The 24,193-nt window shown below is 45.6% G+C and carries 16 protein-coding genes; 3 read left to right on the top strand and 13 right to left on the bottom strand.

Going from position 1 to position 24,193, the window contains the following annotated elements:
- Positions 1–27 precede the first annotated feature (27 nt).
- Together BLV50_RS04005 and BLV50_RS04000 are read right to left on the bottom strand one after the other, a co-directional pair.
- The gene (locus tag BLV50_RS04005) at positions 28–924 is read right to left on the bottom strand and encodes a carbohydrate ABC transporter permease (RefSeq protein ID WP_063563637.1); all 897 of its coding nucleotides are present in this window, start codon (positions 922–924) and stop codon (positions 28–30) included.
- Between the two features lie 40 nt (positions 925–964).
- Positions 965–1,888 (bottom strand): ABC transporter permease, encoded by a 924-nt coding sequence (locus BLV50_RS04000; RefSeq protein WP_063563576.1) that lies wholly within the window; start codon positions 1,886–1,888, stop codon positions 965–967.
- Between the two features lie 335 nt (positions 1,889–2,223).
- On the opposite strand from BLV50_RS04000, the gene BLV50_RS03995 reads away from it, so the two are divergent.
- Together BLV50_RS03995 and BLV50_RS03990 are read left to right on the top strand one after the other, a co-directional pair.
- A complete protein-coding gene (locus BLV50_RS03995; protein WP_064638688.1) occupies positions 2,224–3,975 on the top strand; it encodes a sensor histidine kinase in 1,752 nt (583 codons plus the stop codon).
- Complete coding sequence (locus tag BLV50_RS03990) at positions 3,956–5,566, top strand: response regulator (RefSeq protein ID WP_090806036.1); 1,611 nt, start codon at positions 3,956–3,958, stop codon at positions 5,564–5,566. The genes BLV50_RS03995 and BLV50_RS03990 overlap by 20 nt, the downstream gene beginning before the upstream one ends.
- A gap of 73 nt (positions 5,567–5,639) precedes the next feature.
- Here the strand turns inward: BLV50_RS03990 and BLV50_RS03985 are convergent, their stop codons facing one another.
- The 6 genes from BLV50_RS03985 to BLV50_RS03960 all read right to left on the bottom strand — a co-directional run bounded on the left by BLV50_RS03985 (position 5,640) and on the right by BLV50_RS03960 (position 16,723).
- Complete coding sequence (locus BLV50_RS03985; protein WP_072732684.1) at positions 5,640–7,283, bottom strand: extracellular solute-binding protein; 1,644 nt, start codon at positions 7,281–7,283, stop codon at positions 5,640–5,642.
- 118 nt (positions 7,284–7,401) lie between these two features.
- Positions 7,402–9,060: a response regulator transcription factor gene (locus BLV50_RS03980; RefSeq protein WP_090806033.1), complete on the bottom strand. Its 1,659-nt coding sequence runs from the start codon at positions 9,058–9,060 to the stop codon at positions 7,402–7,404.
- Positions 9,061–9,064: 4 nt separating this feature from the next.
- Positions 9,065–10,816: a sensor histidine kinase gene (locus BLV50_RS03975; protein WP_090807456.1), complete on the bottom strand. Its 1,752-nt coding sequence runs from the start codon at positions 10,814–10,816 to the stop codon at positions 9,065–9,067.
- Between the two features lie 76 nt (positions 10,817–10,892).
- Positions 10,893–11,783, bottom strand: a complete 891-nt coding sequence (locus tag BLV50_RS03970; protein WP_090806030.1) for a carbohydrate ABC transporter permease — start codon at positions 11,781–11,783, stop codon at positions 10,893–10,895.
- A 15-nt stretch (positions 11,784–11,798) separates the two neighbouring features.
- Complete coding sequence (locus BLV50_RS03965; protein WP_090806028.1) at positions 11,799–12,704, bottom strand: ABC transporter permease; 906 nt, start codon at positions 12,702–12,704, stop codon at positions 11,799–11,801.
- Between the two features lie 167 nt (positions 12,705–12,871).
- Complete coding sequence (locus tag BLV50_RS03960; protein WP_090806026.1) at positions 12,872–16,723, bottom strand: alpha-L-arabinofuranosidase C-terminal domain-containing protein; 3,852 nt, start codon at positions 16,721–16,723, stop codon at positions 12,872–12,874.
- Between the two features lie 388 nt (positions 16,724–17,111).
- Between BLV50_RS03960 and BLV50_RS03955 the strand changes: the two genes are divergently transcribed.
- On the top strand, positions 17,112–19,526 hold the full coding sequence (locus BLV50_RS03955; RefSeq protein ID WP_072732680.1) for an arabinan endo-1,5-alpha-L-arabinosidase AbnB: 2,415 nt from the start codon (positions 17,112–17,114) through the stop codon (positions 19,524–19,526).
- A gap of 102 nt (positions 19,527–19,628) precedes the next feature.
- Here BLV50_RS03955 and BLV50_RS03950 read toward each other — a convergent pair whose 3' ends face one another.
- From BLV50_RS03950 to BLV50_RS03930, 5 genes are all read right to left on the bottom strand, one after another.
- Complete coding sequence (locus tag BLV50_RS03950; RefSeq protein ID WP_256336137.1) at positions 19,629–20,336, bottom strand: MBL fold metallo-hydrolase; 708 nt, start codon at positions 20,334–20,336, stop codon at positions 19,629–19,631.
- A 15-nt stretch (positions 20,337–20,351) separates the two neighbouring features.
- Positions 20,352–21,509, bottom strand: a complete 1,158-nt coding sequence (locus tag BLV50_RS03945; protein WP_063563565.1) for an FAD-dependent oxidoreductase — start codon at positions 21,507–21,509, stop codon at positions 20,352–20,354.
- Positions 21,510–21,739: 230 nt separating this feature from the next.
- On the bottom strand, positions 21,740–22,831 hold the full coding sequence (locus BLV50_RS03940) for a sensor histidine kinase (RefSeq protein WP_218135361.1): 1,092 nt from the start codon (positions 22,829–22,831) through the stop codon (positions 21,740–21,742).
- Positions 22,828–23,505 carry a response regulator transcription factor gene (locus BLV50_RS03935; RefSeq protein WP_090806022.1) on the bottom strand — a complete coding sequence of 226 codons (678 nt, stop codon included), beginning with the start codon at positions 23,503–23,505 and terminating at the stop codon, positions 22,828–22,830. The genes BLV50_RS03940 and BLV50_RS03935 overlap by 4 nt, the downstream gene beginning before the upstream one ends.
- A gap of 90 nt (positions 23,506–23,595) precedes the next feature.
- The gene (locus BLV50_RS03930; RefSeq protein WP_090806020.1) at positions 23,596–24,150 is read right to left on the bottom strand and encodes a helix-turn-helix domain-containing protein; all 555 of its coding nucleotides are present in this window, start codon (positions 24,148–24,150) and stop codon (positions 23,596–23,598) included.
- Positions 24,151–24,193: the final 43 nt, after the last annotated feature.

Raw genomic sequence — 24,193 nt, 5'->3', positions numbered from 1 at the left:
TTGATTCGTAATGAATTTCAACCCGCCTTATTCCTTCACTGCGCCGATCATCACCCCCTGATTGAAATACTTTTGGATGAACGGATACACACACATGATCGGAATTGTAGCGATGATAATAACGGAATACCTCATCAAATTGGCAAGACGCAGGGCAACTTGTGCTGCTTCTCCTGTACCCATGCCGGACTGCATCTGATTCGTGATGAGGATATTACGTAAAATTAGTTGCAGCGGATACAGATTCGGATCTTTTAGATAAATCAGGGCATTAAAATATGAATTCCAATACCCTACAGCAATCCATAGTCCAAGGACTGCGATGATTGCTTTGGACAGCGGCAATACGATGAGTACAAAATACCGCAGGTTACCACAGCCATCGATCTGGGCAGCTTCCCATAAATCTCCCGGAATACTGGTCTGGAAAAATGTCCGGGCGACGATCATGTCGAAAACCACGACGGAGAACGGAAGCACCATCACCAGGAACGTGTTATAGAGATGGAAGTCGCGGATCGTCAGGAAGGTTGGAATCAAGCCGCCGCTGAAGAACATCGTAAAGATAAAGAACAGCGAGAAAAATTTGCGCCCGACCAGATCTTTTCTCGATAATGCGTAAGCCGCCGAAATATTAACGACAAGCCCGAAGAGTGTTCCCACCACCGTATACAGAATGGTATTTCGATATCCGATCCAGATATTTTCGTGTCGCAGCAGTTCCCTATACCCTTCAAGCGTGAAACCTTTGGGGAAAACCCACACCTGTCCGTTAGCCACAGATGAAGGATCACTGAACGAGGCGATGACAATAAAATAGATCGGATAAATGATAGCAATCAGAAAAAGAACAGCAAAGGCATACAGTACAACTTCTGCAACCGTAACACGTGGTCGACGTTTTGTACGGGGAGTTCTGGTCATTGCTGCCGGTTCCATAACGCTCATCTTGTTTGTCTCCCCCCTACCATAGACTGTTTTCACTATATTTCTTGGACAACTGGTTGACCAGAATAAGCAAAATGAAATTAATGACGGTATTAAACAGGTTTATCGCTGAGGAGAAGCTGTATTGGCTGCTCAGTAACCCGATTTTGTATACATAAGTAGACAGAATCTCACTTGAGAGAATGTTCAGGTCATTCTGCATCAGATACACCTTCTCAAATCCTACGCCCAGTAATCCGCCTACCCGCAGAATAAGCAGCGTGATGGCAGTCGGCAGCAGCATCGGAATATCAATATAACGAACCTTGTGCCATCGACTTGCCCCATCAACCGTGGCCGCTTCATAGAGGCTTGGGTCTACGGCAGACAGCGCGGCAATATAGATAATGCTATCCCAACCGACATGCTGCCACACGTCAGACCATACATACACACTGCTGAACAGAGCTGATGAACCCATTAAGTCCGGTGCTTGTGCTCCAAACAGCTGATACATATTGCCAACGAGCCCTGTACTTGGCGAGAACAGGATCAGCATCAACCCAACCATAACTACCGTTGAAATAAAGTGAGGCATATAGGAGACTGTCTGAAAAAGCCTCTTGAATCTTCCTGCTCTCATCTGGTTCACCAGTAGTGCAAGCATAATTGGGATCGGAAAAGTAGCCAAGCTGTACAGACTGATCACAAGTGTGTTACGTATCGTATTGGTAAATTGATAGGAATGAAAGAATTTCTCAAAGTATTTGAATCCAGCCCAAGGGCTGTCTCCGATTCCCAACGCCGGACTGTAGTCCTTAAAAGCGATTAATACGCCGTACATCGGCTTGTAGGCAAATAAAAGTGTCAACAGAACCGCTGGAAAAAGCAAAACGTAAAGGCCCCAGTTTCGCCTGATTCTCTCCAACGTTCTTCCAATATAAAGTGGATTGGTCCTCATGGTTCTTCCTTCCCTCCTGTAAATATACTGATGCTGCTCTCCCGTAGGACCTGTCATCTCTGGAATAGCTTCAGTATAAACTGCTTCACATTGGGTTTACCGGACCGCTAAGGACGTTATTCGGACTTCTATGGTTCCATCCTTGAACTTTACAAGTAACCAAGATGCTTACAAGCAAAAATCATATCGTTATCCAGACTTTCGTGTGTGTAATCCGGACTTCTGAATCAAAAGATGCAAATCTTTATGTTTTTTTCAAATAAAGGTTTTATACTATTCCTGAGATATTAAAGCGTATTCATAACCAAGCAATCAAGAAAGTGGTGCATTGTTCCATGGCAAACCTGAACACCATCAAACCCTACCCCATTCGGCATTATATCCGCATGATGTTCGTCATTTCCTTTGTCGTGCTCATCTTGGATCTCGTAATCAGCATTGCTTCCATCTCCATGGTCAAACAGCAATCCACCCAATACTTGCAGGATGCAGCCGATCTGTATATCAATCGCATTAATCACGATTTTGCGTACATTAATCATTTCATGGGGTGGACACTGGCCAATGACGAGAATCTCGACAACATGAATACATATGGCGTGAACAGTATTCCGTTCCTAAAGGCCAACGAGAAATTACATTTGCTCTTTGCCGAACTACAGCGAAACTACGGGCAGTCGTACAATTTCTTTTATTACTTGGAGAATAGTGAATATTTCCTCAACTGCGCTCCAATAAGTATCTCCTATTCGGATTATTCAGAAGTGAAGAAGCAGATCATTACGCTAACCCGTGATAAAGGTGTGTATGAGAAGTTCTATTCCCATTGGACACCAATTCACGTGAACGGCACTTCTTATCTTATCAATATTGTGCCGTACTACAACCGTTATCTTATTGCCTTGATATCGGCAGATGAACTGATCGCCCCTCTCCAGCAGATTAATCTGGGGGCCAACGGATACGCCTCTCTGGTAGACGAGAATGGAGTGCAACTTTCTGGACCTGCCGGCGGGGATCACATACCAGAAGTGAGACATTCATTTCTCGATCTGTTCCAGTCTCATAATATTGTCAGCAGCGACTTCTCCAATGCGGCATTCAGCGTGCGCATGGCCATCAAGTTTGGTGCATTCGAGAAAATTATGGTAGCTCAGCTGCTCATTATGCTGCTTTTTCTGATTGTTACCTCCACATTAAGTGCAATCATCATGTTTTTCAGGAGAAATCTGCTTGTTCCCATTCAGCGATTCTCCAAAAATTTGGCGCGTATTAACGAAGGGGACGAAGCGACAGACTTCAAGAGCAGTCGGATTATGGAACTGGAGCAGGTCAATGCACAGTTTAAAGAACTGGTAGCCCAGATTAAACGGTTCAAGATCGATCGCTACGAGCAGGAATTAGAGAAACAGAAAATACGATTGGATTATATGAAATTGCAGATTAAGCCCCATTTCTTCCTGAACTGTCTGACGAGCATGTACAGTATGGCACAGATGCAGATGTACGAGGAAATTGAGAGTATGGCCCTGGCTACGTCCCGATATTTCCGATATATCTTTCAAAGTGGGGAGAATTTCGTTCTTCTGAAGGATGAGATTGAACATGTGAGAACATTTCTGGATATCCAGAAGTCGCGTTACCGCGATGCTTTTTCCTACCGCATTGAACATCCAGATGTGATCACGGGCATCGCTGTGCCACCACTCGTCATTCAGACATTCATCGAGAATGCCGTCAAATATGGGGTCTCCCGAGATCGGGAATTATGCATTACTTTATCCGTAACGGAACAACGACAGGAAAATGGCGATCATGTGCTGATCCGGATTTCGGATACAGGTCCAGGATTCAGCCCGGATGTTCTTGACGCACTGATGCGTGGAGAAGCGCTGGAACAAACCGGTGGTAACCGGATTGGCATTATGAATACCATCCAACGTTTGGAGTTGTTATATCGGGATGAAGCGAATATTACCTTTGCAAACGATGCAAGTGGCGCCCTGATCACGCTTTCCTTGCCTAAAATGATACTGAATTCAGATACTTCGGGAGAGGTGACAAACCATGAATGCATTGCTGGTTGATGATGATTATTTTGTAGTTATGGCTTTGGAAAAGAAAATCGATTGGAAGGCCTTGGGGATTCATACGATATTCACAGCCTATAATATTGCGCAGGCCAAGGAGGTTTTGCAAAATCATCCCGTTCAAATTCTCATATGTGATATTGAGATGCCCCAGGGCAGCGGGCTGGAATTACTCGCATGGGTCCGGGACGAATCGCATAATGTACAGACGATATTTCTGACCAACTACGCCGATTTCAATTATGCCCAGAAAGCAATTGAGCTGCAAAGCTTTGATTATTTTCTGAAGCCTATTGAGTTTGACAAGTTAACGCTTATTATTCAAAAGGCGGTTGCCAAAGCCCGAGACCAGCAGTTCATTGAGAAAGCCATTCATGAGGGTGAACTGTGGCAGAAAAATCGGAGCAAACTAATTGAGGATAGCTGGCGCAGGCTGATCTCCGGTAAAGCCTTTCCTTCCGGCCCTGCCGACGTCTCTGCCTTTTTGACAGAACAAAACCTGCCTTATGACACAACAGATCTGTTTCTGCCTATTCTGGTTAACCTGTTTCCGTATGATCATACGCTGGGCAAGACCGACAAGAACCTGTTCGATTACGCTTGTTTGAATGTGATGGTTGAACGGTTTCAGGACACTCTCTTCTCCATTGAAGCCATTACCGAGATCAAGGATCATAACTGGATGATTATTCTAAAATGGAACAGAGCGCCGGATGCACAGCTGATCGAATCCATGTGCGGTTCGTTTATCCCGGAGGTTAATAATTACCTGAAGTCGGATGTCTGCTGTAGTATCGGGTTCTCTCTGCCACTGGGTCAGATTCGTCATACCATCAACGAGTTGTTGCTTATGAATGAAGAACGAATCAAACACCGCAACCAAACCTTTTTACTGGAAAACTATAATAGACCTGAATTGAATTACACACCGCCTGATCTGGGATTGCTGGAGAAATTGTTGAATGAAAATCGCTTCCAGGCGTTTCTGGATGAAACAGGGCGTTATATGCATCAACTTGTCCGTAAAGAGGTGGTAGGCACCGCTGTTCTAAGTCTGTTGCGTCTTGATCTGGTGCAACTTGTGTATGCCCAATTGAAGAGTAAGGAGATCGAAGTGCACAAGCTGTATATGGGCAAAACGAATGATCAGTTGTTCATGCAATCTCTGCATTCTATTGAAGACATGCAATCCTATATTGCCTACCTGGTCAATACGGCTGCGGAATATCTGAATGTTGCCGAGCAGCCCAAGTCGGTTGTACATGAGATTACCCATTATATACGCACTCACTATGGAGAAGATCTAACGAGGAATAACCTGGGGGAGATGGTCTATCTGAATCCAGATTATCTAGCAAGACTGTTCAAGAAAGAAATGGGCATTTCACTGGGCCATTATGTCATCCATACCCGTCTTGTGGCGGCCCAACATTTGCTGGAGACCACCGCACAATCGGTGCATACCATTGCTGGAAATGTCGGTTATACCAACTACTCACACTTCACCAAACTGTTTAAGCAAGAGATGGGCTGCAGCCCCAATGAATATCGCAAAAAGCAGAAAGAGAACTCTCATGAAACAGGATGACCTTTCTCGCTTGTAATACAAAATGCCACCCTGCGTATCGCACGCAGAGTGGCATTTGCTGTTTGGCTATGCCTTATTTATTCGCATTAATGACTTCATTCACTTCCTGAGTGATCTGGTCTCCGCCAAGCTTTTTCCAATTTGCAACAAATTTATCGAACTCGTCAATAGACAGGTTGCCATAGATGATTTTCAGAAACGTCTCAGCGCGCAATTTATCCAAGGTTGCCTGTTTGGTGTTCATGGTTCTCGTCGGGGCGTAGATAAATTCATTCATGACAATGAGGTCGTTATCCCGATAATATTTAATGACACCCTGCGAGCTTTCCGGTCCAAAAATACGTTCCATATGCCACTTATCCAGATTTCCATTGCGGTAATCCATAATATCATCGTAGAATAGCTTTGCTTCGAGCTCTAATCCGGAAGTATCTCCCGTTTTGAGCGCCTGCTCGACTTCATCTTGTGCTTTTACGTTTTTGTTGGCAGGCAGATTGGATACGGTCGCATTCTGAAAACCGAGTCCGGTTACCCCGTTCAAATATGCAGCACGCTCTTCCTTGGCTGACTCACCGAACATTTTCTCTGCTTGGAAATTCAGCAGCTTGATTAAGGCTTCCGGGTGCTCGTATCCTTTACGAACGGCGAATATGCCGCCCAAGCTAAGGTGGTTCTGCGTTTTGGCAGGCTGATCATCAATAGATTGAACCGGATAAGGCAGCCAGTCCACATTCTTATCCTTTTTGATCATGCTGCTGACTTGAAATGGTGCCCATTGTGGCAGGAAGAATATGCCTGACTTACCCCCGTTGACATCCTCCATCATTTTTGCAAAGTCCTTCACTCCAAACTCAGGATCAATAACGCCCTTCTGGTACAGATTTTGCAGTTCTCGCAATCCTTCCTTCACTTCAGGCTGAACGGTACCATTCACGACCTGACCCGATGCGTCCTTGATCCAGGTTTCGAGATAACCATGATATCCGAGCAGGAAGCTGTTGATTGGCAAATCCTTGTTTAATGCAATACCGTAGGTATCATCTTTACCATTTCCGTCAGGATCTTCAAAGGTAAAGGCTTCCGCAATCTTAATGATATCCTGCATAGACTTTGGCGCTTCCAGTCCCACTTTCTTCAGCCAGTCCTGACGAATCCAGACCATATCTGAGGAATCAAGTGAGCCTGGGAAACTCACCATCGCGTAAATTTTCCCATCCTTGGTTACCGGTTTCAAGCCTGCTCCATCCTCAGCAGACATAAATTCCTTGACCAGATCGGATGCATACTTATCATAAACCTCTGTCAAATCTTCCAACATCCCAGCTTCATGCAGCTGTTCAAACTGCACAGCACTTACTTTCAATACATCCGGCAAATCGCCACTCGCCAGGGTGACGTTCATTTTGTCGTTGTAATTGGCATCCGGGACAATCCAGTCGTAGGTGACATCGATCCCAAGCTCGTCCTTGTATCCTCTGGTCCATATGTTATTGGCGTGTGTATCGCCTTCGGCGAGCGTTTCTTTCCCTGTTTCATTCATAGTTGATGTTAATTTGATGGGTGGATCATATTTCGTAAGCGGGCCTCCCGCATCCTGCTGTTTGTTCGGTTGCGCTTCATTCTCAGCACTACCCGTACCCGATGAACAGGCTGCAAGCGTGGTTGCCAGAACCATGGTTAACGTTAACAATGAGAATTTCTTTAATGACATGTTCATGCGAATCCCCCTTTTTATTCCTCCGTGAGGTATAATTTCATTTTAGTAAGAAAGCGCTATCACTTCGAGTGTACCCCGTTGACATCTGGTATCTTTGATTTACCATTTCAGACTTGATCTAACTTTTTTGATCCCGATATTCCTGCGGCGTGCAGCCGGTGGCCTTTTTGAAGAAACGATAAAAATAATGCTGATCACTAAATCCGACCTTAGCGGATATTTCATGCATTTTGCAGGTGGAGCCGAGAAGTAATTCCTTGCTGCGCTCGATGCGCCGGTCATGGATATAGTCGGATATGCCTTTGCCTGTAATACGCTTGTACCAACGGGACAGATATGACGGATTAAGGGAAACCTCCTGTGCAATTCGGGTTAGCGATAGGTCATCCTCCAGATGGTGCTTGATATAATGATGAATCGTAATTAGAATCTGCGACTGATCATGGATACGTGTAACACTTCTTTTGGAGATAATCCATTCATATGCCGATTGATAGAAAACCACCAGATCAGACCAAGGCGTATGGATGTCAAAATAAAGCATACGAGATAACGCAATTTCCTCCATCGCTGATTCGTACAAGCCCAGTTCATGAAGAATCTCAATCAGTGCATTACCTGCGCATGAATAGATCTTCATTCGAAAGAATGGATCTTGAAGTCCTTCTTTTGAAGCCTCTGTCCATTTGTGAAACGACTCCATCCACTCCCTGTCTCCTGTTGTAACGCGCTGCCTGATCTGATCCAGATGAAGAGCTGCAACACTCTGCTGATTCAAAATATTGGGGGTGTATGGCGAATCATGCTGCACTTTGACCCGAAGAAGCTTCTCCATCCCAAGTCCAGGGCCCTCATGGATCGACAGGCGCAGCTGTGCAATCGCCTGACTTAACTCCATCCACTCCACCGCCTGTTCGCTCACCATAATGGAGACGGACAGATTCAGACAATCCGCACAGGATTGCTGCACAGACTCCAGCGTTCCATAGACGAAACGCAGTGTCTGTTCCCGCTTCTCCTGCTGTCCTGTATGGAAGCTCGATGGCTCCACCTTTGGCTGAACAAAGCAGGCGATCACCTGATAATCCAGATCAATAGCCTTGACCTTGGCCTTATCCTGAAGCAGCTCCTCAGCAACGTTGGCAACCGCATAGCGAATTAAACTCCGGTCCGCCTGGGATTGATAGTTGTTCCACTCCTCAACCCGTATAATGACCGGGATTACAGGCTCGTTGGACATGAAAGGTAACTGGACCGCATCCAATTCTTCCTGAAGCGAGGCGATATCATTTCTTTCTGTTCGTTTTAGGAGATCCAGCAGTAACTGTCTCTGTAGCTGCGGCAGCGCTCTGGGCAGCTTGCTGCGAAACCAGGCATGCTGGTAACGGAAATCATTTTCCTCCGAAATTTGTGTTAACGCCCGCTCTACCGCTGCGCGAATATGACTCATGCCCTCTGTCTTTAACAGGTAATCCACGACACAAGGGTTACGTATCGCTTGATGTGCATAATCAAATTCGTTATGACCTGTCAGCAATAGAACTTTGCATCGTGGCCAGCGATCCGTTATCTTCTCGATCAGCTCCATACCATCCATGCCTGGCATACAGATGTCGCTGAGCACGATATCAATTTTGACAGAATTCAACCACTCGATTGCTTCAAAGGCAGAGTATGCCTTAATGATCTCCACATCCTGAAAATCCGCTTTTTGAAAGAACGCATAAAGACCATCCAAAATAACCGGTTCATCATCGACAATTAACATGCGCTGCATACGATTACTCCCGTCTCCATGGAATATTTAAAATCATGCATAAACCGCCCATCTCACTACGCTGCGCACAAAGACCATAGCCCGTCCCGAACTTGATCCGTAAACGTTGATTCACATTCATTAGTCCCGTAATCTCTTCATCCCCATGTCTCGGGTTTGCAGATTCCTGAAAGGATGCTTGCAGGCTGCTCAGGATTTCATCTGTTAATTGATCGCCATCATCTTCTATCCGAATGGACAACTTGTCGTGTTCCACTTGATAGGATAATTTCAGAATTCCTCCCTGACTGCGTTTGGCAAGGGCATGTTCGAATACGTTCTCGACGATTGGCTGAATAATGACTCGGGGAATGGCGATGTCTCGATACTCCCTACTTAGTTCCTCCAGTTGCAGTTGGACTCTTGAGCCAAATCGGATTTTCTGAATAGAAGCATAGACCAAGGCATGGTCCACCTCTTCACCTAGCGAAACCTCGGAATGAGAATCCCTGGACATATACCTGAAATATTGACCCAAATAGTCGGTGAATTCCTGAATTAATTCAACATTCTCGACCTCGGCCATTTGCTTGATGCTGAACAGACTGTTATATAGAAAGTGAGGCTGAATCTGGGACTGCAAATGTTTGAGTTCTGCCTCGCTGGTTCGAATCCGGGCAACATAATTTTCATCAATCAAAATATGTAAGCGCTCTATCATGTGGTTGAAGCGAGAGTATAAATAACCGAATTCATCGCGTCTGGATTGCGGAATATGAATATTTGTCTGGCCCTGCTCCGCCATTCTGAACCCGCGAATGAGCACAGATAACGGCTTGTGAATTGACCTGTAGATCGAAAAGGAGAAGATCATAATGATAACAATTGAAATAAGCGTCAACGTCCACAGCCATAGGTTGTATTGTTCCAGCGGAGCTTGGAGCACATCATTAGGGATACTGGCTGTCAGCGTGAACGAGTGATCGGGATCATAAAGCGAATAATACAGATATGGATCGGATTGAAATCTCGTCACTTGCATGGATACAGGTGATACCGGTGATACCCGTTGCAATAATGCCGCCGACGTAGGTTCGTCTGAAGAGGAAATGGCGACATTGTGCTTCTCTCCGAAGCTCAGCGTAATATCACTGCCTCCTGTTTCCGCGAGCTGCTGTAATCTGTGCTTCAGTTCTTCTGCAGACAAGCGTATGCCTAATATAAAATTGGGTGGTTCTTCATGATTCATGTTATACGGATTGCTTTTGAGAAAATAAAGATTGTTATCCGAATAAGACAACTCACCATTCAGATTTCCCATAGTTTCCAGCAGATCCTTCCATTCTGTATCCTCTACATTGCGAATTCCGTCCACCGCGCTTACTCGTTTATGCAGAGCCGGAACGTAATACACAACATCGCTGATATAGGGACTCGTCACCATGATCTGCCCCAGCTTGTTGTGGATATTATTGAGACTGGAAGTCACCTCATATCTACTCATAATCGCAGCTCGTGTACTTAGGGTGGACATCGTTTCATCGAACGAAAATTCGGTAACAAGCCCACTCATTCTCTCCAGTTCGAATTGCAGATGATTGTGGTAAAAATAAAGCTTTGATTCATGCGCCTTCTCCACTTCCGTCTGCATTTGCTTGGAGCTGGTATGCGTGATCATAATGCTGATCCCATATAGGGGCAGGATGACGAGCACAAAAGCAATCATCAGTTTGACGACGATGGATGCATTTTTCCAGGTGCCCACCGCGAATCTCATTTCCCTTTCACTCCTCTCCTCAACGGCAAAAAGGAGCCGGAAATCGGCTCCTCCCATTGGTTTTCCTCCATCGATCTTATCCCTTTACACTACCGACAACAAGTCCATGAACGAAATACCTTTGCAGGAACGGATACACGAGCAAAATGGGGATAACAGACAAAAAGATTTGAGATGCCTGGGTCGTTCTATCCGACACCTGACTTAATAGTGTTGCATCTTCAAGGGTCATCATCTCACTTTGAATCATCGTCACTTGCTGAAGCATCGATTGCAAATACGTGGCTAGCGGATAACCTTCCGGACTTTTCATATAGATCATGCCGTCAAACCAGGCGTTCCAGTGTCCCACCATGGCAAACAATGTAATGGTTGCGATACTGGGCAATGAAATAGGAAGGTAAATGCTCCATAGCGTGCGGAAATGGCCTGCGCCATCCATCCAAGCCGCCTCTTCCAGCTCCTTCGGCAAACCCCGGAAGAAATTCAGCATAAGCAATACATTAAAGATCGGAACCGCTCCCGGTAATATCAGAGCCCAGATGGAATCCAAAAGGCCTGCTTCCTTGACGATCAGATAACCTGGAATCAGTCCCCCACTGAATAGCATGGTAAAGACAAAAATCCACGCATAGAACGTTCTGGAACGGAACTTTGCTGCCTCTTTGGAGAGCGGATAGGCTACAAGAATCGTGAAGATCAGGTTGGTCGTAACTCCGAGTACCACACGGAGAAGACTTGTACCGAATGAATTTAGAAACTGCTGATTTTCGAGAATATATTTATACGAAGAAAAGGTGAAGTCCACCGGCCAGAATGTGACACTCCCCGCCTTGACTGCATCACTCGAACTAAACGAAATTGCCAGAATATTCACAATAGGAAACAGACATAGCAAGGCAAGAAGGGTCAGGATGACATAATTGATTCCCAGAAACCAACGGTAGGCTCTTGAAGCGTGATGCATGTTCTTGCCTCCTTTCTAGAAAATCCGATAATTGGCTAATCGATAGGCTAGGAAATAACCAAGCCCGATAAAGATAAACGAAACGACTGACTTAATGAGACCTAATGCGGTTGATACCGAATACTGCGCATCTTGCAGACCGATCCGATAGATCATCGTATCCAGAATGTCTCCGGATTCATAGACCAGTGGATTGTAGAGGTTGAACACTTGGTCAAAACCACCGTTAAGCACGTTACCCAGACTCAGTGTAACCATTAGAATCACGATGGGACGAATGCCAGGCAGCGTAATATGCCAGGTCTGCTTCCATCTTCCTGCTCCATCCATGACAGATGCTTCGTACAGGGATTTATCAATGTTTGTCAGTGCGGCCAAATATATAATCGTGCCAAATCCGAATTCTTTCCATTGGTCCGTAATGACGAGTATGTAAGGAAACCATTCGTTACTGGCCAGGAATTGAACCGGCTCTACACCTACTGCTTTAAGCAGCATATTTACGATCCCGGTACTGGGAGATAATACATCCACAATGATTCCGGCCAAAATGACCCAGGAAAAGAAATGCGGCATATAGATGACCGTCTGAATCGTTCGTTTAAAACCTGTTTTGCGCACCTCGTTCAGCAGCAGGGCCACAAGTACCGGAATGACCAAACCGGACACAATTTTCATCGCGGAAATAAATACCGTATTCCATACGACCTGACCGAACCCCGGCAGATCGAACAGATACCTGAAATTGTCCAGGCCGACCCAGTTCATATTTTTGAATCCGGCAATGGGAGAGAAATTCTGAAAGGCAATGGAGAGTCCCGCCATCGGAATGTAACCGAATACAATAATGATGATCAATCCAGGCAATATCATGAGATGAAGCGGAACGTTTCGTATAAATTGTCTGTAGTTGGAACGCATGAGCTGTCTCCTCCTTCAAATTCATTATAGAATCCGTCAGGAATCGGCAATAGTGTAGGCTATTTACTTTAGGTATCTTTTGTTGACTCTCTTCCCGGAACACCAAAAAACCGCGAGTATCGCGGTTCTAAGGCTGCATGAGGTTACTATTGAAAAATTAAAACTTATTATTTCTGGACATCCATAACCAATACATTGACCGAATGAGCAGGAAGCTGCAAAACAACCGAATCCTCCTGCAGATGAATCACTTGTTCTTGTGGAACAATTTTCTCATCATTCTTCTGGTTCACATTAGGCACATGTAGCAATGCTTCATCCCCACCAAGTGTTATCCATTTCGCAACAGAGGTAACGTTCAGATCTTGAAGGTGAATTTGGGTTGCTTTATCCACCCCATCTGCGTTCACCAGTTTCACATACACATGCTGCTCGTCTCTCGTAACGGAATGGAATACATCCCGGTTGTATGCTTCCAGCTTGTAATCCAGAATTCTGCTGGTCGTGTGACCATCGGTATAAGAGCAGATCAGATTCTTCCCTGTTTCACCACCATAATTGACCGTAATCGTATAATTCGTATCGTTCTCCAGCGGTTCATAGTTGGCTGCCCGGAGATTTCCCGCCGCGGAACTGGAAGAATAATCACCCAGAGTGTAGCCTTCTACCCCTTGTTTGTATACTTTGACTCCCGTTGCATTGCCGCCATATCCGATTGCGTATTCGATGACATCCTTTTTCTCAGGTGATATATCCGTCAATCCAACACCGATGGTGAAGCCATCCTCACCCGCTATACGCTGAGCCTCGACTTCCACTTTATAATTCGACCATTCATCGTTCAGTAGGTATAACCCATTCAGTCCGCTTGACTGGGCTTTCAAAATCAGTCCTTTTCCCTTCTCCAGCGTGTATCCTGCCGATCCCGGAATCGAATTCCATGCCTCATTCAGAGCTGTCCGCCCCCTGAAATCTTCTGTAAACAGCACGCTGCCATCCTGGTTCGATGTGACCGTAATCCGTTTCACCACAATATCGGCATCGCCTGTCGCAATCTCGATACCGCCTCGTGGAATGAGTTCCATCGGTTGACCCTTGCTGTACGTTGAAAATGAAGTTTCTAGCACCTGCTCACCCACATACTTGGCAAAAAGCTGCTGCACATAGTAATTCGGTGTGTACCACACCGTTTCATCATCAAACCAGATGCAGTCCGGCGTCCAGCGATAAGTGCCATCCGTCAGTACTTTGTTGAACAGCGGCGCATAGGCAGCCAGACGAACAACGTCCGCATTATTTTCAAAACCAGTCATGACTGCAGCTTCTGCGATCGCACCTGCCAGTGTATTTTTGTCCGTGGATGCATATTCTCCCACAAATACCTTGGATGTCTCTTTCCAATCCATACTGCCGTCTTCATGATAAGCCCGCTCATAATAGTTGTACCGATCCACGTTGTTCAGCAAATAGTCATTGGAGCGATAGTAGTGCTCATCCGCAATGGTATCCATATAGTTGTCCTGGTTCTCATACCAAGTGACCGTCTCCTCGATGACCTCTCTGCCATCTGCAAAAGCAACCTGAGCTGATCCGGTCAGATTGCCGCTCAGGAATTTCCAGCCCTGTTGGTACGCATCATCGTCCGCCTGGGCGCCGACTGTCGAAATGATATAAAGCTCATGATCAGGATAATTACGTTTCATATACTCATCAATTGACGTCTTGAATACTTCAAAGTTGGCAAAAAATTCGGTTCCCCAGTTCTCATTACCTACGCCAAGATAACGTAGATCGAATGGTTCAGGATGTCCCATGCTGCTTCGAATGGCAGCCCATTCATTATGTTCAATATCCGTGCTGAGCGCGAAATCGATCAGGTCTGTAAAGTTTCGGATATAGTAATCCCTCAAAGCGCCACCCGCCGGGTGTGCATAATCCGAACGAGCCTGACACAGAACGCCACAGGCCATGACCGGCACCGGAGCAGCATTCAAATCTTCTGCCAGTTGGAAATACTCCATATAGCCGAGACCCATCGTCATCATGTAACCCCAGACGTTATAGTTCTCTTTGCGAAGCTCCACCGCTCCCACCGAATCCTTCCAGTCATACACATTGTCCCAAATAAACGAACCTTCGGAAATGCATCCCCCCGGAAAACGCAGAAACTTCGGATGCAGATCAACAAGGGCTTGAACCAGATCTTTCCTAAGCCGATAGTTCGGATTCCCGGTGTAGTTGGTATGTGCTGAAGCGGATACTCCCTGCTCTTTCGGATCGGCTCCCCATACATCCTGCGGAGTCAACGACACCATGTCGATGGAAATGTCTCCTTCAAAGGTAAGTGCCAATTGCCCAAGCGCGGTCTCCGTTCCGGTCAGGGTCACGTTTGAATGGGTGATATGGGGAGAGCTGGAGTGAGTCAATACATGGCTGCCAGTTGCATGACCGCTGATCTCGCCATTGGCCACAAGGACACGGGTATCGGAATAGGCGATCCCGTACTTCTTCCATGTGTTACCGCCTTCAACTTGCAGCGTAACTGAATCACTGATGGCATCACCGTTCCCGTCCTGCAATTGAACCGTAATCGTTCCTGCGGATACTGCCTTGGCCCAGACGGTAAAATCATATGCCTCTCCTTTCTTGATGGACATGGCACAATGCTCATTGGAATCCGAGAATCCGCGATTTCGAATGGTCGCACCCGTCTGAACCGTTACATAATAAGCGTTCACTTCCAGGTCTTCTACGTTAAGATGAGTGTTTATTCCATCGGTATGCTGTACGATCATTTTCTCGGTATCCCCTGACCAGGCAAACAAAGGATCACGGTTCCGGCCTGTCGAACAACCACATTCGCCAGAGTCATGCGAGTACGTATCGAATGCAAAGGATTCGAACGAACGGTTCTGAACTAACTCCGCATAGATTCCCCCATCTGCTGCATTGTTGATATCCTCGTAGAACAGGCCGTACATCACTTCACTAATATCCGCCACATGCTGGTCCCCATGGATTGTAACGGTATAAGGCGGAAGATGTTCTGGCACAACGGACACATCAAAACTTTTGTTCAGCGTATTTCCACCTTTGGTTAAAAGTGCGTTCAAACGAATCTCCTGTGCTGAGCTCAGGGGTTGAACTTGTCCATTCGCTGACAGAACTTCTGGCTGACTTGATTTCCATTGAACGTTTACCTTGCCCCCCAGCAAATCTACAGGCAATGACACATCTTTGGTAATAATCCGGGCTGGAGCAGACAAATATTTATCTCCTGCCAGCTTCACAATCTCTTCATCCGTCAGGGACTCGCACATGACTTCGATCACTTCATCCATGGACAGAGCCGCCTGATAAATCCGAAAATCAGACAGTGAGCCTGCAAAATCCACATCTGCCGCGTACTGAGAACGTCCAATATAATTGCGGCTATAATTCGCAGGATCTACGAACGAATCAAACCATCTGCGCAGCTTGGCATAGTTGCCACTAGACGTCTGACTGATGGAGCCATCCGCTACTTTCTCTCCATTCACATATACAACCGGACCCGCGCTGCTGCGTGTGCCGCCCTGACTGCCTGCTACTGACAAAGCAACATGCATCCATTCACCACTGGCAAATCCACGTCCCGGGTCTACAACCAGATCATCACCTGCATATAACGTGCCCCGCATCTGACGAGTCAGAAATAAATAGGGGCCCTTTTCTCCTTTGCCGAAGTCGAAAATCCGCTCCCACACGTTCGATCCCTTGCCCAAATGGACCCATGATGCAACAGTTACTCCAGTGTTGTCGCTTACATTTTGCAGCAAATTCGAAGGCAATTCCAAATAGGATGTTCCGTTCGATCCTCCAGTAAAAGTAACCGCCCATCTGCCATTCAATTCGGAAATGTCGGGTATTTTCTCTCCTGCGGCGCCTCCAACGTGCCCATTTCCTGAACTATCCTTGCCAATGTCGGCTGCATCTTCAAACTTGTAGTGTGCAATTAGTTGATTATGAAATGTATTCATGTTCATTCCTCCTATGTAGCGTAAATTATCGTAGATAAGCTTTCTTTAATTCGTATAAATATAAATTGATTGATAAATATATAAACACATGATCTAATCGTATAGTATCTTATTCCGAGTAAAGATTTCAATCCCAAAATTACAAAAAATCCGTTATATCATAGGAATTATTTCGAATACATCGACCTTTTGCTTATCTCCCTCTCCATCCTAAAGTCACCCTAACCCTGATATTTATGGTTTACAAATATATAAATTGATTGATAATATAACAAATGAAAGCGCTTGATAATTTATGAGAACCAAAAGGAGGGCTGTCAGACCAAATAACGTTTGCGGCAATGAATAGAGTTATTTTTCATTTCAGGTATTGGGAAAGGGGAAACGTATGAAACGTTATTGGGTAAGCGTACTTAACATTTCTTTACTGAGCTCTGCATTACTTACGACAACAGCTTTGGCTCCTGTCTCCGTATTCGCGGATAGTCCGGGGGCAATCCGTTCCAACCCGCAAGTTTCCACATCCATTGAGAATGCGGTTCCAGCATTCAGGAATGTTTCCGTTCATGACCCTTCCGTTATTAAGGTGGGTGATACCTTTTATATTTTTGGTTCACATCTTCAAGTGGCAAAGTCCAAAGATTTGATGAATTGGGATTCGGTCGCCTCCGGGGTTACGGATGACAACCCTGTTGTCCCTAATGTAACCAAGGAATTCGCTGAAGCCCTACAATGGGCGCAGACCGATACATTATGGGCAGCAGACGTCATCCAGTTGGCGGATGGAAAATTTTATATGTACTACAATGCGTGCAAAGGGGACTCTCCCCGCTCTGCGTTAGGTGTTGCTGTGGCAGATAACATTGAGGGCCCTTATAAGGATCAGGGTATTCTGCTCAAATCCGGCATGTGGGATGAGATTAGTGAGGATGGCACCATATACGATGCAACCATACATCCGAATGTGGTCGACCCTGATGTATTTTTCGATAAAAACGGCAAGCTCTGGATGGTATACGGTTCCTATTCCGGGGGGATTTTCATTCTGGAGATGGACGAAACGACGGGGAAACCTCTCCCTAATCAGGGGTATGGCAAAAAACTGACCGGAGGCAATCACAGCCGAATTGAAGCACCTTATATGCTCTATAATCCCGAAACCGACTATTATTATCTGTATCTGTCCTATGGCGGATTGGGTGCTGACGGGGGATATAACATTCGCGTAGCTCGCTCCAAAACACCGGACGGCCCTTTCCTCGATGCTGAAGGAAACGATATGATCAACGTCAAGGCGGACAAGGACAAACCCTTGTTTGACGACCGTTCGATCGAGCCTTTTGGCGTCAAATTACTAGGAAACTTCCTGTTTCAAAGACAGATCGGTGACCCCGGCACAGGTCAAGGTATCGGCTATGTATCACCAGGACATAACTCCGCTTATGTTGACGCTGAAACGGGAAAACAATTTCTGATCTTCCATTCCCGCTTTCCAGGACGCGGCGAAGAGCATGAAGTCCGCGTCCATGAGATGCATATGAACTCGGAAGGGTGGCCTGTTGTTTCTCCATATCGCTATGCGGGCTTAGAAGAGGATACTGCCGCATTGAAAACCCAGGATATTGCTGGTCAGTACAAATGGGTGAATCACGGGAAGGAAATCACGGCCGAGATCAAATCTTCACAGACCGTTCAGTTCACAGCAGATGGGCAGATTAGTGGTGCGGTGACGGGAACTTGGAGTCTTAAAGAAGACAATCAGGTGCAAATCACATCGAATAATGTTCTGTATAAAGGAGTCTTCACTCATGAATGGGAGCCATATTCCCAAAAGACGGTTCTGACCTTTAGCGCTCTCTCCTCGTCTGGCGTGGCAATCTGGGGAAGTCAGATGGCTGCAATGAAGGATCAGGATATTGTTAATGCGGTGAAAAAGGATCTGAGTATCGGCGACACAGGGAACGTATTCTTCAACCTGTCCCTCCCGATCAAGGGAACTCGTGATACTGAGATTACGTGGAAATCTTCCAACACCTCTGCGCTGTCCGCTACCGGAGTAGTGAATCGTCCTCGCACGGGTAAGGGAGATGCCAAGGTGGCATTAACGGCAACGATTCGCAAAGGTAGTGCGGTAAGCTCCAAAACGTTTAACGTTATCATTCCACAGCAAGCGGTTAGTCCTTTGCTTGGAGAATATACTTTTGAACAAAAGAAACTTGCCAAAATCGCACAGGATTTCAGCAAAAATAAATATCATGGACAAGCCTTTAATGTGGTGACTTCTGCTATTAGCAGCAAGAATCAGGCTGCTGCTTTTAATGGAACCGACAGCTACATCCAGCTGCCCGGAATCATTACCGATACGAATGATTTTACCTTTAGTGCATGGGTCAACTGGAGTGGCGGCGGAGCCTGGCAGCGAATTTTCGACTTTGGAAATGGTTTGACCCGACATATGTTCCTTACTCCCGCCCAGCATAACGGAGCTATGCAATTCACCATTCATGATCAGGGACGGGATCAGAGCCTGATTGCTGCTGAACCGCTGCCCTCCAATCAATGGGTGCATGTCGCTGTTACCCTTCAGGAAAATACCGGCACGTTGTACGTGAATGGAAAAGCTGTAGCAAGCAGCACGGAAATCACGTTTAACCCGAAGGATCTGCAAGTGACGGAAGCTTATTTGGGCAAAAGCCGCTATACAGCTGATCCTTTCTATAAAGGCTCAATGGATAACGTAAAAGTATATGATAAAGCGTTAACCTCTACAGAAATTCAGCGTCAGGCAAAAGAAAAGCCTTAATCAGGATACCTGCCGGAGGTGTTGGATCTATAAAACAAATACCAATAAAGCAGCCGATTTCTCAGGCTGTTTTATTGGTATTATCATTTAAATCTTCTGTATTTATTCCTGTGGTCCGGCTGCTGCAATTTCCGCAATTCGTTCGTTTACATTCCCTTCATACCAACCACCGTGATAACAGAGGATTTTTTCGATGTCATATGCAGCAAATTTGCTTAGCGATTCGTAAGCTTGCTTCAAATCCGGTGTCTGCACGGGGTTAGGTCCTTGCAGTTGTCCCCCGCGAATTAACATGGCATCACCAGCAATTAATGTTTTGGAAGCAGGTTGGTACAAACTGATATGCCCAGGTGTATGTCCTGGCGTCTCAATAACAATGACTCCGCCACCGAATGCCAATTCGTCGCCATCTTCAACAGTATCTGTAACGACAGCTCCAGACACTAAAGGGAAATGGGACGTTTTGAGCTGCACTGTTGGAGGCATTTGTTTTAGAAGGGGAAGCTCTCCATCGATATAAGGACGATCAGCAGCATGTGCATACACCTTTTTACCCGGATAGGTCTTGATGATTTCGGTTAGATTGCCAATATGATCCGGGTCCTGATGCGTGAGCAGAATACCTGTTAACTGTTCAATGGAATATCCAGCTTCCTTCAACTTGGAGGATACTTCTTGCACCATTCCCGCCACGCCTGTGTCCACAAGAATTAATTCATCTTCCGAATATAACAGCGAAGGCGTGAATGTCCACATGCCTTGCGGAAGCTCAATACCGAGTTCGAGAGAAATTACACCTGATTTTTTCATTTTTATGATCTCCTTTTACGCTTGGATTGTGAGTTCATTCATTAGTTCACATAATGCTTCAATGGCATTGTCCGAGAAAAACAATTCCATGTTGGACTGGGTAACGGTTGCCGTTTCCGCCGCGTACTCAAACATCTTGGTTTCATATTCCTGCACGGCTTTGTCAAGATCAGCATGATTTATAATGGAATTGGCAAGCTCGGCAGCATCCAGCATCGCCAGATTGGCCCCTGCTCCCGCAAAGGGAGACATCAGGTGGGCGGCATCGCCTATCAGTGTAACGCCAGATTTATGTTCCCACTGGTGAGGGACAGGCAGCATATATATTCGTCTGGGTGTGATTGCCCCGTTAGCACATCGGATATAACTCTTCAGTTGTTCGTCCCAATCTTCAAATAACGGCAATATCTCTTTCTTCGCTTCTTCCAAGTTCTCAAAAGGAATATTGCTCTGTTCCAGCCAATCTCGTTCCACCTGGAAACCCAGGTAAACCCGAATCCGTTTGTCACCATTCAGCTGTGCCATAATTCCTTTGTGATCGCCCAAGGCATACATACTTCCCATCCCATTAAATGCTGCAAGTTCGGGAAACTGGGCTGCGGCATTCAGGATGTTAAGTTCAATCATGCTCACACCCGAATATTCTGCGGTTGCATCACTGACCAATGGACGAACTTTGGAAAAAGCACCATCTGCTGCAATGACCAGATCAACGGTTTCGGTAAACCCATTTTCAAACCGCAGTTCATGTTTTCCCTGATCAAGCGGTACAGCCTTCAACAATTTATACCCCCATTGAATGGAATTCGGCTGCAGCGAGTCAAGCAGCATCGTCCGCAGCACGGAACGGTCAATTTCAGGACGGTCATGTTCTGTAGGATCAAGGTCTCCCTGGGCATCAAGCAGAATGTTTCCTCTTTTATTCGAAAGTTTTAATGCCTGTCCTTCAAAACGGCAAATGGCATGGAACTGATCGAGTAGTCCGGCCATCTGTAATGCTTTTTGACCGCTCTCCTGATCCAAATCAAGTGTACCTCCTTGTTCGCGAAATGCAGGATATGGATCACTTTCATACACGACAGGACTGTAACCAGCCTGCTGCAAAATTCTTGCCAAAGTGAGTCCGCCAGGACCCGCTCCAATAATAGCGATACGTTTATGTTGATTACTCATAGCAATCACTCCTAGATTTATTATTTAATTTCATGTTGTTTCCTGTTCACAAACTTATCTTAGCGCTTGAAGTTAAACGGAATTTAAATGGATAAAGAAATTAGCATATTCATCTTCTCGTCAGAATGTTTCACATCTGAAGATCTGACGAAAAACCAAAAAAGCACCAGTCGTTAAACGACTGATGCTCCACTAAATCCGATCCCAAATTCCACACATTCAATCTAATTTCAGGATTTTTCAGTGATCAGGGGTAAACTCACAACAAATTCCGATCCCTGTCCCAGCTCACTTTTGGCAGTAACTTGTCCGCCATGCATCATCACAATTTTTTGGACAAGAGACAGCCCAAGTCCATTGCCTCCCCGGGAACGGGTTCGAGCTTTATCCGCCTTGAAAAACCGTTCAAAAATGTGCAGCTGATCTTCTGGTGAGATGCCCACGCCATTGTCCGTGATTGCACATACGACCTCATCTTGATGACAATCAAGTTTTACCCCAATAGTTCCTTCTTCTGGTGTGAATTTGATTGCATTGTGCAGCAGATTGATCCACACCTGACTTAGCAAATCCTCGTTCCCTATAATCGTGGTCACAGGCATAGATACATCCAATTGAATTTGTTTTTCAGCCCATTGGGGTTCCAGCATAAGAAGGATGTTCTCAAGTTGTCTGTCCAAACGATAAGCTTTCTTCTCCATGGAAGTATAATCGGACTCCAATGCGGAAAGACGCAACAAATTACCACTCAGCTTGGATAATCGCTTACTCTCCGTTTCAATAATATCTGCATATAATACGATTTGCTCCGGATTCACACTTTTATTTTTCAGCAACGAGGCATACCCACTGATGGAAGCGAGCGGGGACTGGATCTCGTGAGATACATTGGATATAAAATCCTGGCGCATCTTTTCCACCGAGCCAAGTTCTCTAGCCATGGTATTTACGCTGTCCACCACCTCCTGATACGGGCCCTGTTCGACCTCCATCTTCACAGATACATTGAAATCTCCCTTGGCAATCCTGCTCATCGCTTCAAGCAATTCTGTACGTTGTTTATTGAAAATGAATCTGCGATCCTTCCGTTCTTCGCCACGGATCCATGCCCACACGTAACCTACCAACGGCATAAGAGCCAAGCCAACAATCGCAGTAAGAAGATGGGCAATCAGTTCCGGGGGATTCCCAGTCACCTTATAGATCCACTGCATTAGCACATATCCAACACATAGAGATACACAGAAGAGCACCAGGAAGAAAATCGTTCGCCTTATAAACATATCCATCTCCGCTCGATTGAAAGCCCCTTCTTTCTTCAAGGTGTCTCCTCCAATCGATAACCCAATCCTCGAATGGTTGTAATCTTGAAACCTGCCGTCTCCGGTTGATAACGTTCTCTCAACCGATTGATATGTACATCCAGTGTGCGTTCATTTCCTTCAAAATCATACCCCCATAAATCCTCAATCAACTGATTACGGGAGAGTGTTTTATTGGCATTACCCGCAAGCTTAAATAACAATTCAAACTCTTTCATAGGAATCGTATGAGTATTCCCCTCCATAATGACAGCATAACTGCTTCTGTCTAGCGTGATTCGTCCAACGGTAACCGATTGGGCGGCATTTATTTTATAACGCTTCAGCAATGCCTTCGTACGGGCTATCAGTTCAGCAGGTTCAAACGGTTTGGTGAGGTAATCATCCGTACCCATTTCAAATCCTTTGACTTTTTGAGTGATATCCTCCTTCGCAGTTAGCATTAAAATCGGAATATCCTCATGATAGCGCCGAAGCTCGCGACACAATTCAAAACCGTCCATATTTGGCATCATAATATCTATAATGCAAAGGCTTGGATTCACTTCTGCTACTTTTTGCAGCGCATCATGTCCATCAACCGCTTCAATTGTAAGAAATCCCTCCTGTTTCAGGATCGTACTTACAAGTTCGCGGATATAAACATCATCATCGACAATTAGAATTTGATTCATTACCGGACCCCCTTTCACTCATTCAGGAAGATCGTACGACACGAATTTAAACAAAATATAAATAGCGTAGAATCTATTCGTATGACCATCTCATTTTGAATAATGGATGACCATGCTTAATTTATTCGCAGAGGCACCCGAATTTTTATAGCCATGGGGTTTGTCCGCGCGAAAACGGATCGACTCCCCTTGTTTTACCGTATAATCCTCTGCACCAACCCGAATCGTAACTTCCCCTTCAAAAACTGTAATAAATTCCTCTGCTCCTTCTATATGTGGTTCAGCATTCAAAGAAGACTCTTCATCCATTTCCATCATGTACATTTCAAAACGGCGCCCCTCTTCGAAGGGAAAATGGGGATATATCCGAATCTTTCCCTCATCCTCCATCAATGCTTGAACATCACTGCCCGTTACAACTGTAGTGTCCGACTTTGGCTCGTGGATTAAGGCAGTGAACGAAATTTTCAGGCCATTCGCAATTTTCCATACCGTCGCTATTGTAGGGTTGGATTCACCACGTTCTATCTGACCCAGCATCGTCTTGCTAATTCCAGACATCTCAGCAACCTTGTCCAAACTAAGCTTTCTTTGTTCCCTAAGTTGCTTCAAATTCTGAGCCAGAACAACATTAATGTTTTTCAATATACTGTCACCTCTGTTTTAAAAGATTATATTGTGCTATATA

Source organism: Paenibacillus sp. 276b (assembly GCF_900107875.1).
Taxonomy (GTDB): Bacteria; Bacillota; Bacilli; order Paenibacillales; family Paenibacillaceae; genus Paenibacillus; species Paenibacillus marchantiae.
Note: the sequence above shows the minus strand (reverse complement) of the source record. Positions and strands in the feature narration are given on the sequence as shown.

What these genes read in the sequence shown, in the direction of transcription:
- BLV50_RS03975 (WP_090807456.1), bottom strand. Translation starts at nt 10,816, where the DNA reads ATGAGATTCGCGGTGGGCACCTGGAAAAATGCATCCATCGTCGTCAAA.
- BLV50_RS04005 (WP_063563637.1), bottom strand. Translation starts at nt 924, where the DNA reads ATGACCAGAACTCCCCGTACAAAACGTCGACCACGTGTTACGGTTGCA.
- BLV50_RS03970 (WP_090806030.1), bottom strand. Translation starts at nt 11,783, where the DNA reads ATGCATCACGCTTCAAGAGCCTACCGTTGGTTTCTGGGAATCAATTAT.
- BLV50_RS03960 (WP_090806026.1), bottom strand. Translation starts at nt 16,723, where the DNA reads ATGAATACATTTCATAATCAACTAATTGCACACTACAAGTTTGAAGAT.
- BLV50_RS03990 (WP_090806036.1), top strand. Translation starts at nt 3,956, where the DNA reads ATGAATGCATTGCTGGTTGATGATGATTATTTTGTAGTTATGGCTTTG.
- BLV50_RS03980 (WP_090806033.1), bottom strand. Translation starts at nt 9,060, where the DNA reads ATGCAGCGCATGTTAATTGTCGATGATGAACCGGTTATTTTGGATGGT.
- BLV50_RS03965 (WP_090806028.1), bottom strand. Translation starts at nt 12,704, where the DNA reads ATGCGTTCCAACTACAGACAATTTATACGAAACGTTCCGCTTCATCTC.
- BLV50_RS03935 (WP_090806022.1), bottom strand. Translation starts at nt 23,505, where the DNA reads ATGAATCAAATTCTAATTGTCGATGATGATGTTTATATCCGCGAACTT.
- BLV50_RS03955 (WP_072732680.1), top strand. Translation starts at nt 17,112, where the DNA reads ATGAAACGTTATTGGGTAAGCGTACTTAACATTTCTTTACTGAGCTCT.
- BLV50_RS03995 (WP_064638688.1), top strand. Translation starts at nt 2,224, where the DNA reads ATGGCAAACCTGAACACCATCAAACCCTACCCCATTCGGCATTATATC.
- BLV50_RS04000 (WP_063563576.1), bottom strand. Translation starts at nt 1,888, where the DNA reads ATGAGGACCAATCCACTTTATATTGGAAGAACGTTGGAGAGAATCAGG.
- BLV50_RS03950 (WP_256336137.1), bottom strand. Translation starts at nt 20,336, where the DNA reads ATGAAAAAATCAGGTGTAATTTCTCTCGAACTCGGTATTGAGCTTCCG.
- BLV50_RS03945 (WP_063563565.1), bottom strand. Translation starts at nt 21,509, where the DNA reads ATGAGTAATCAACATAAACGTATCGCTATTATTGGAGCGGGTCCTGGC.
- BLV50_RS03985 (WP_072732684.1), bottom strand. Translation starts at nt 7,283, where the DNA reads ATGAACATGTCATTAAAGAAATTCTCATTGTTAACGTTAACCATGGTT.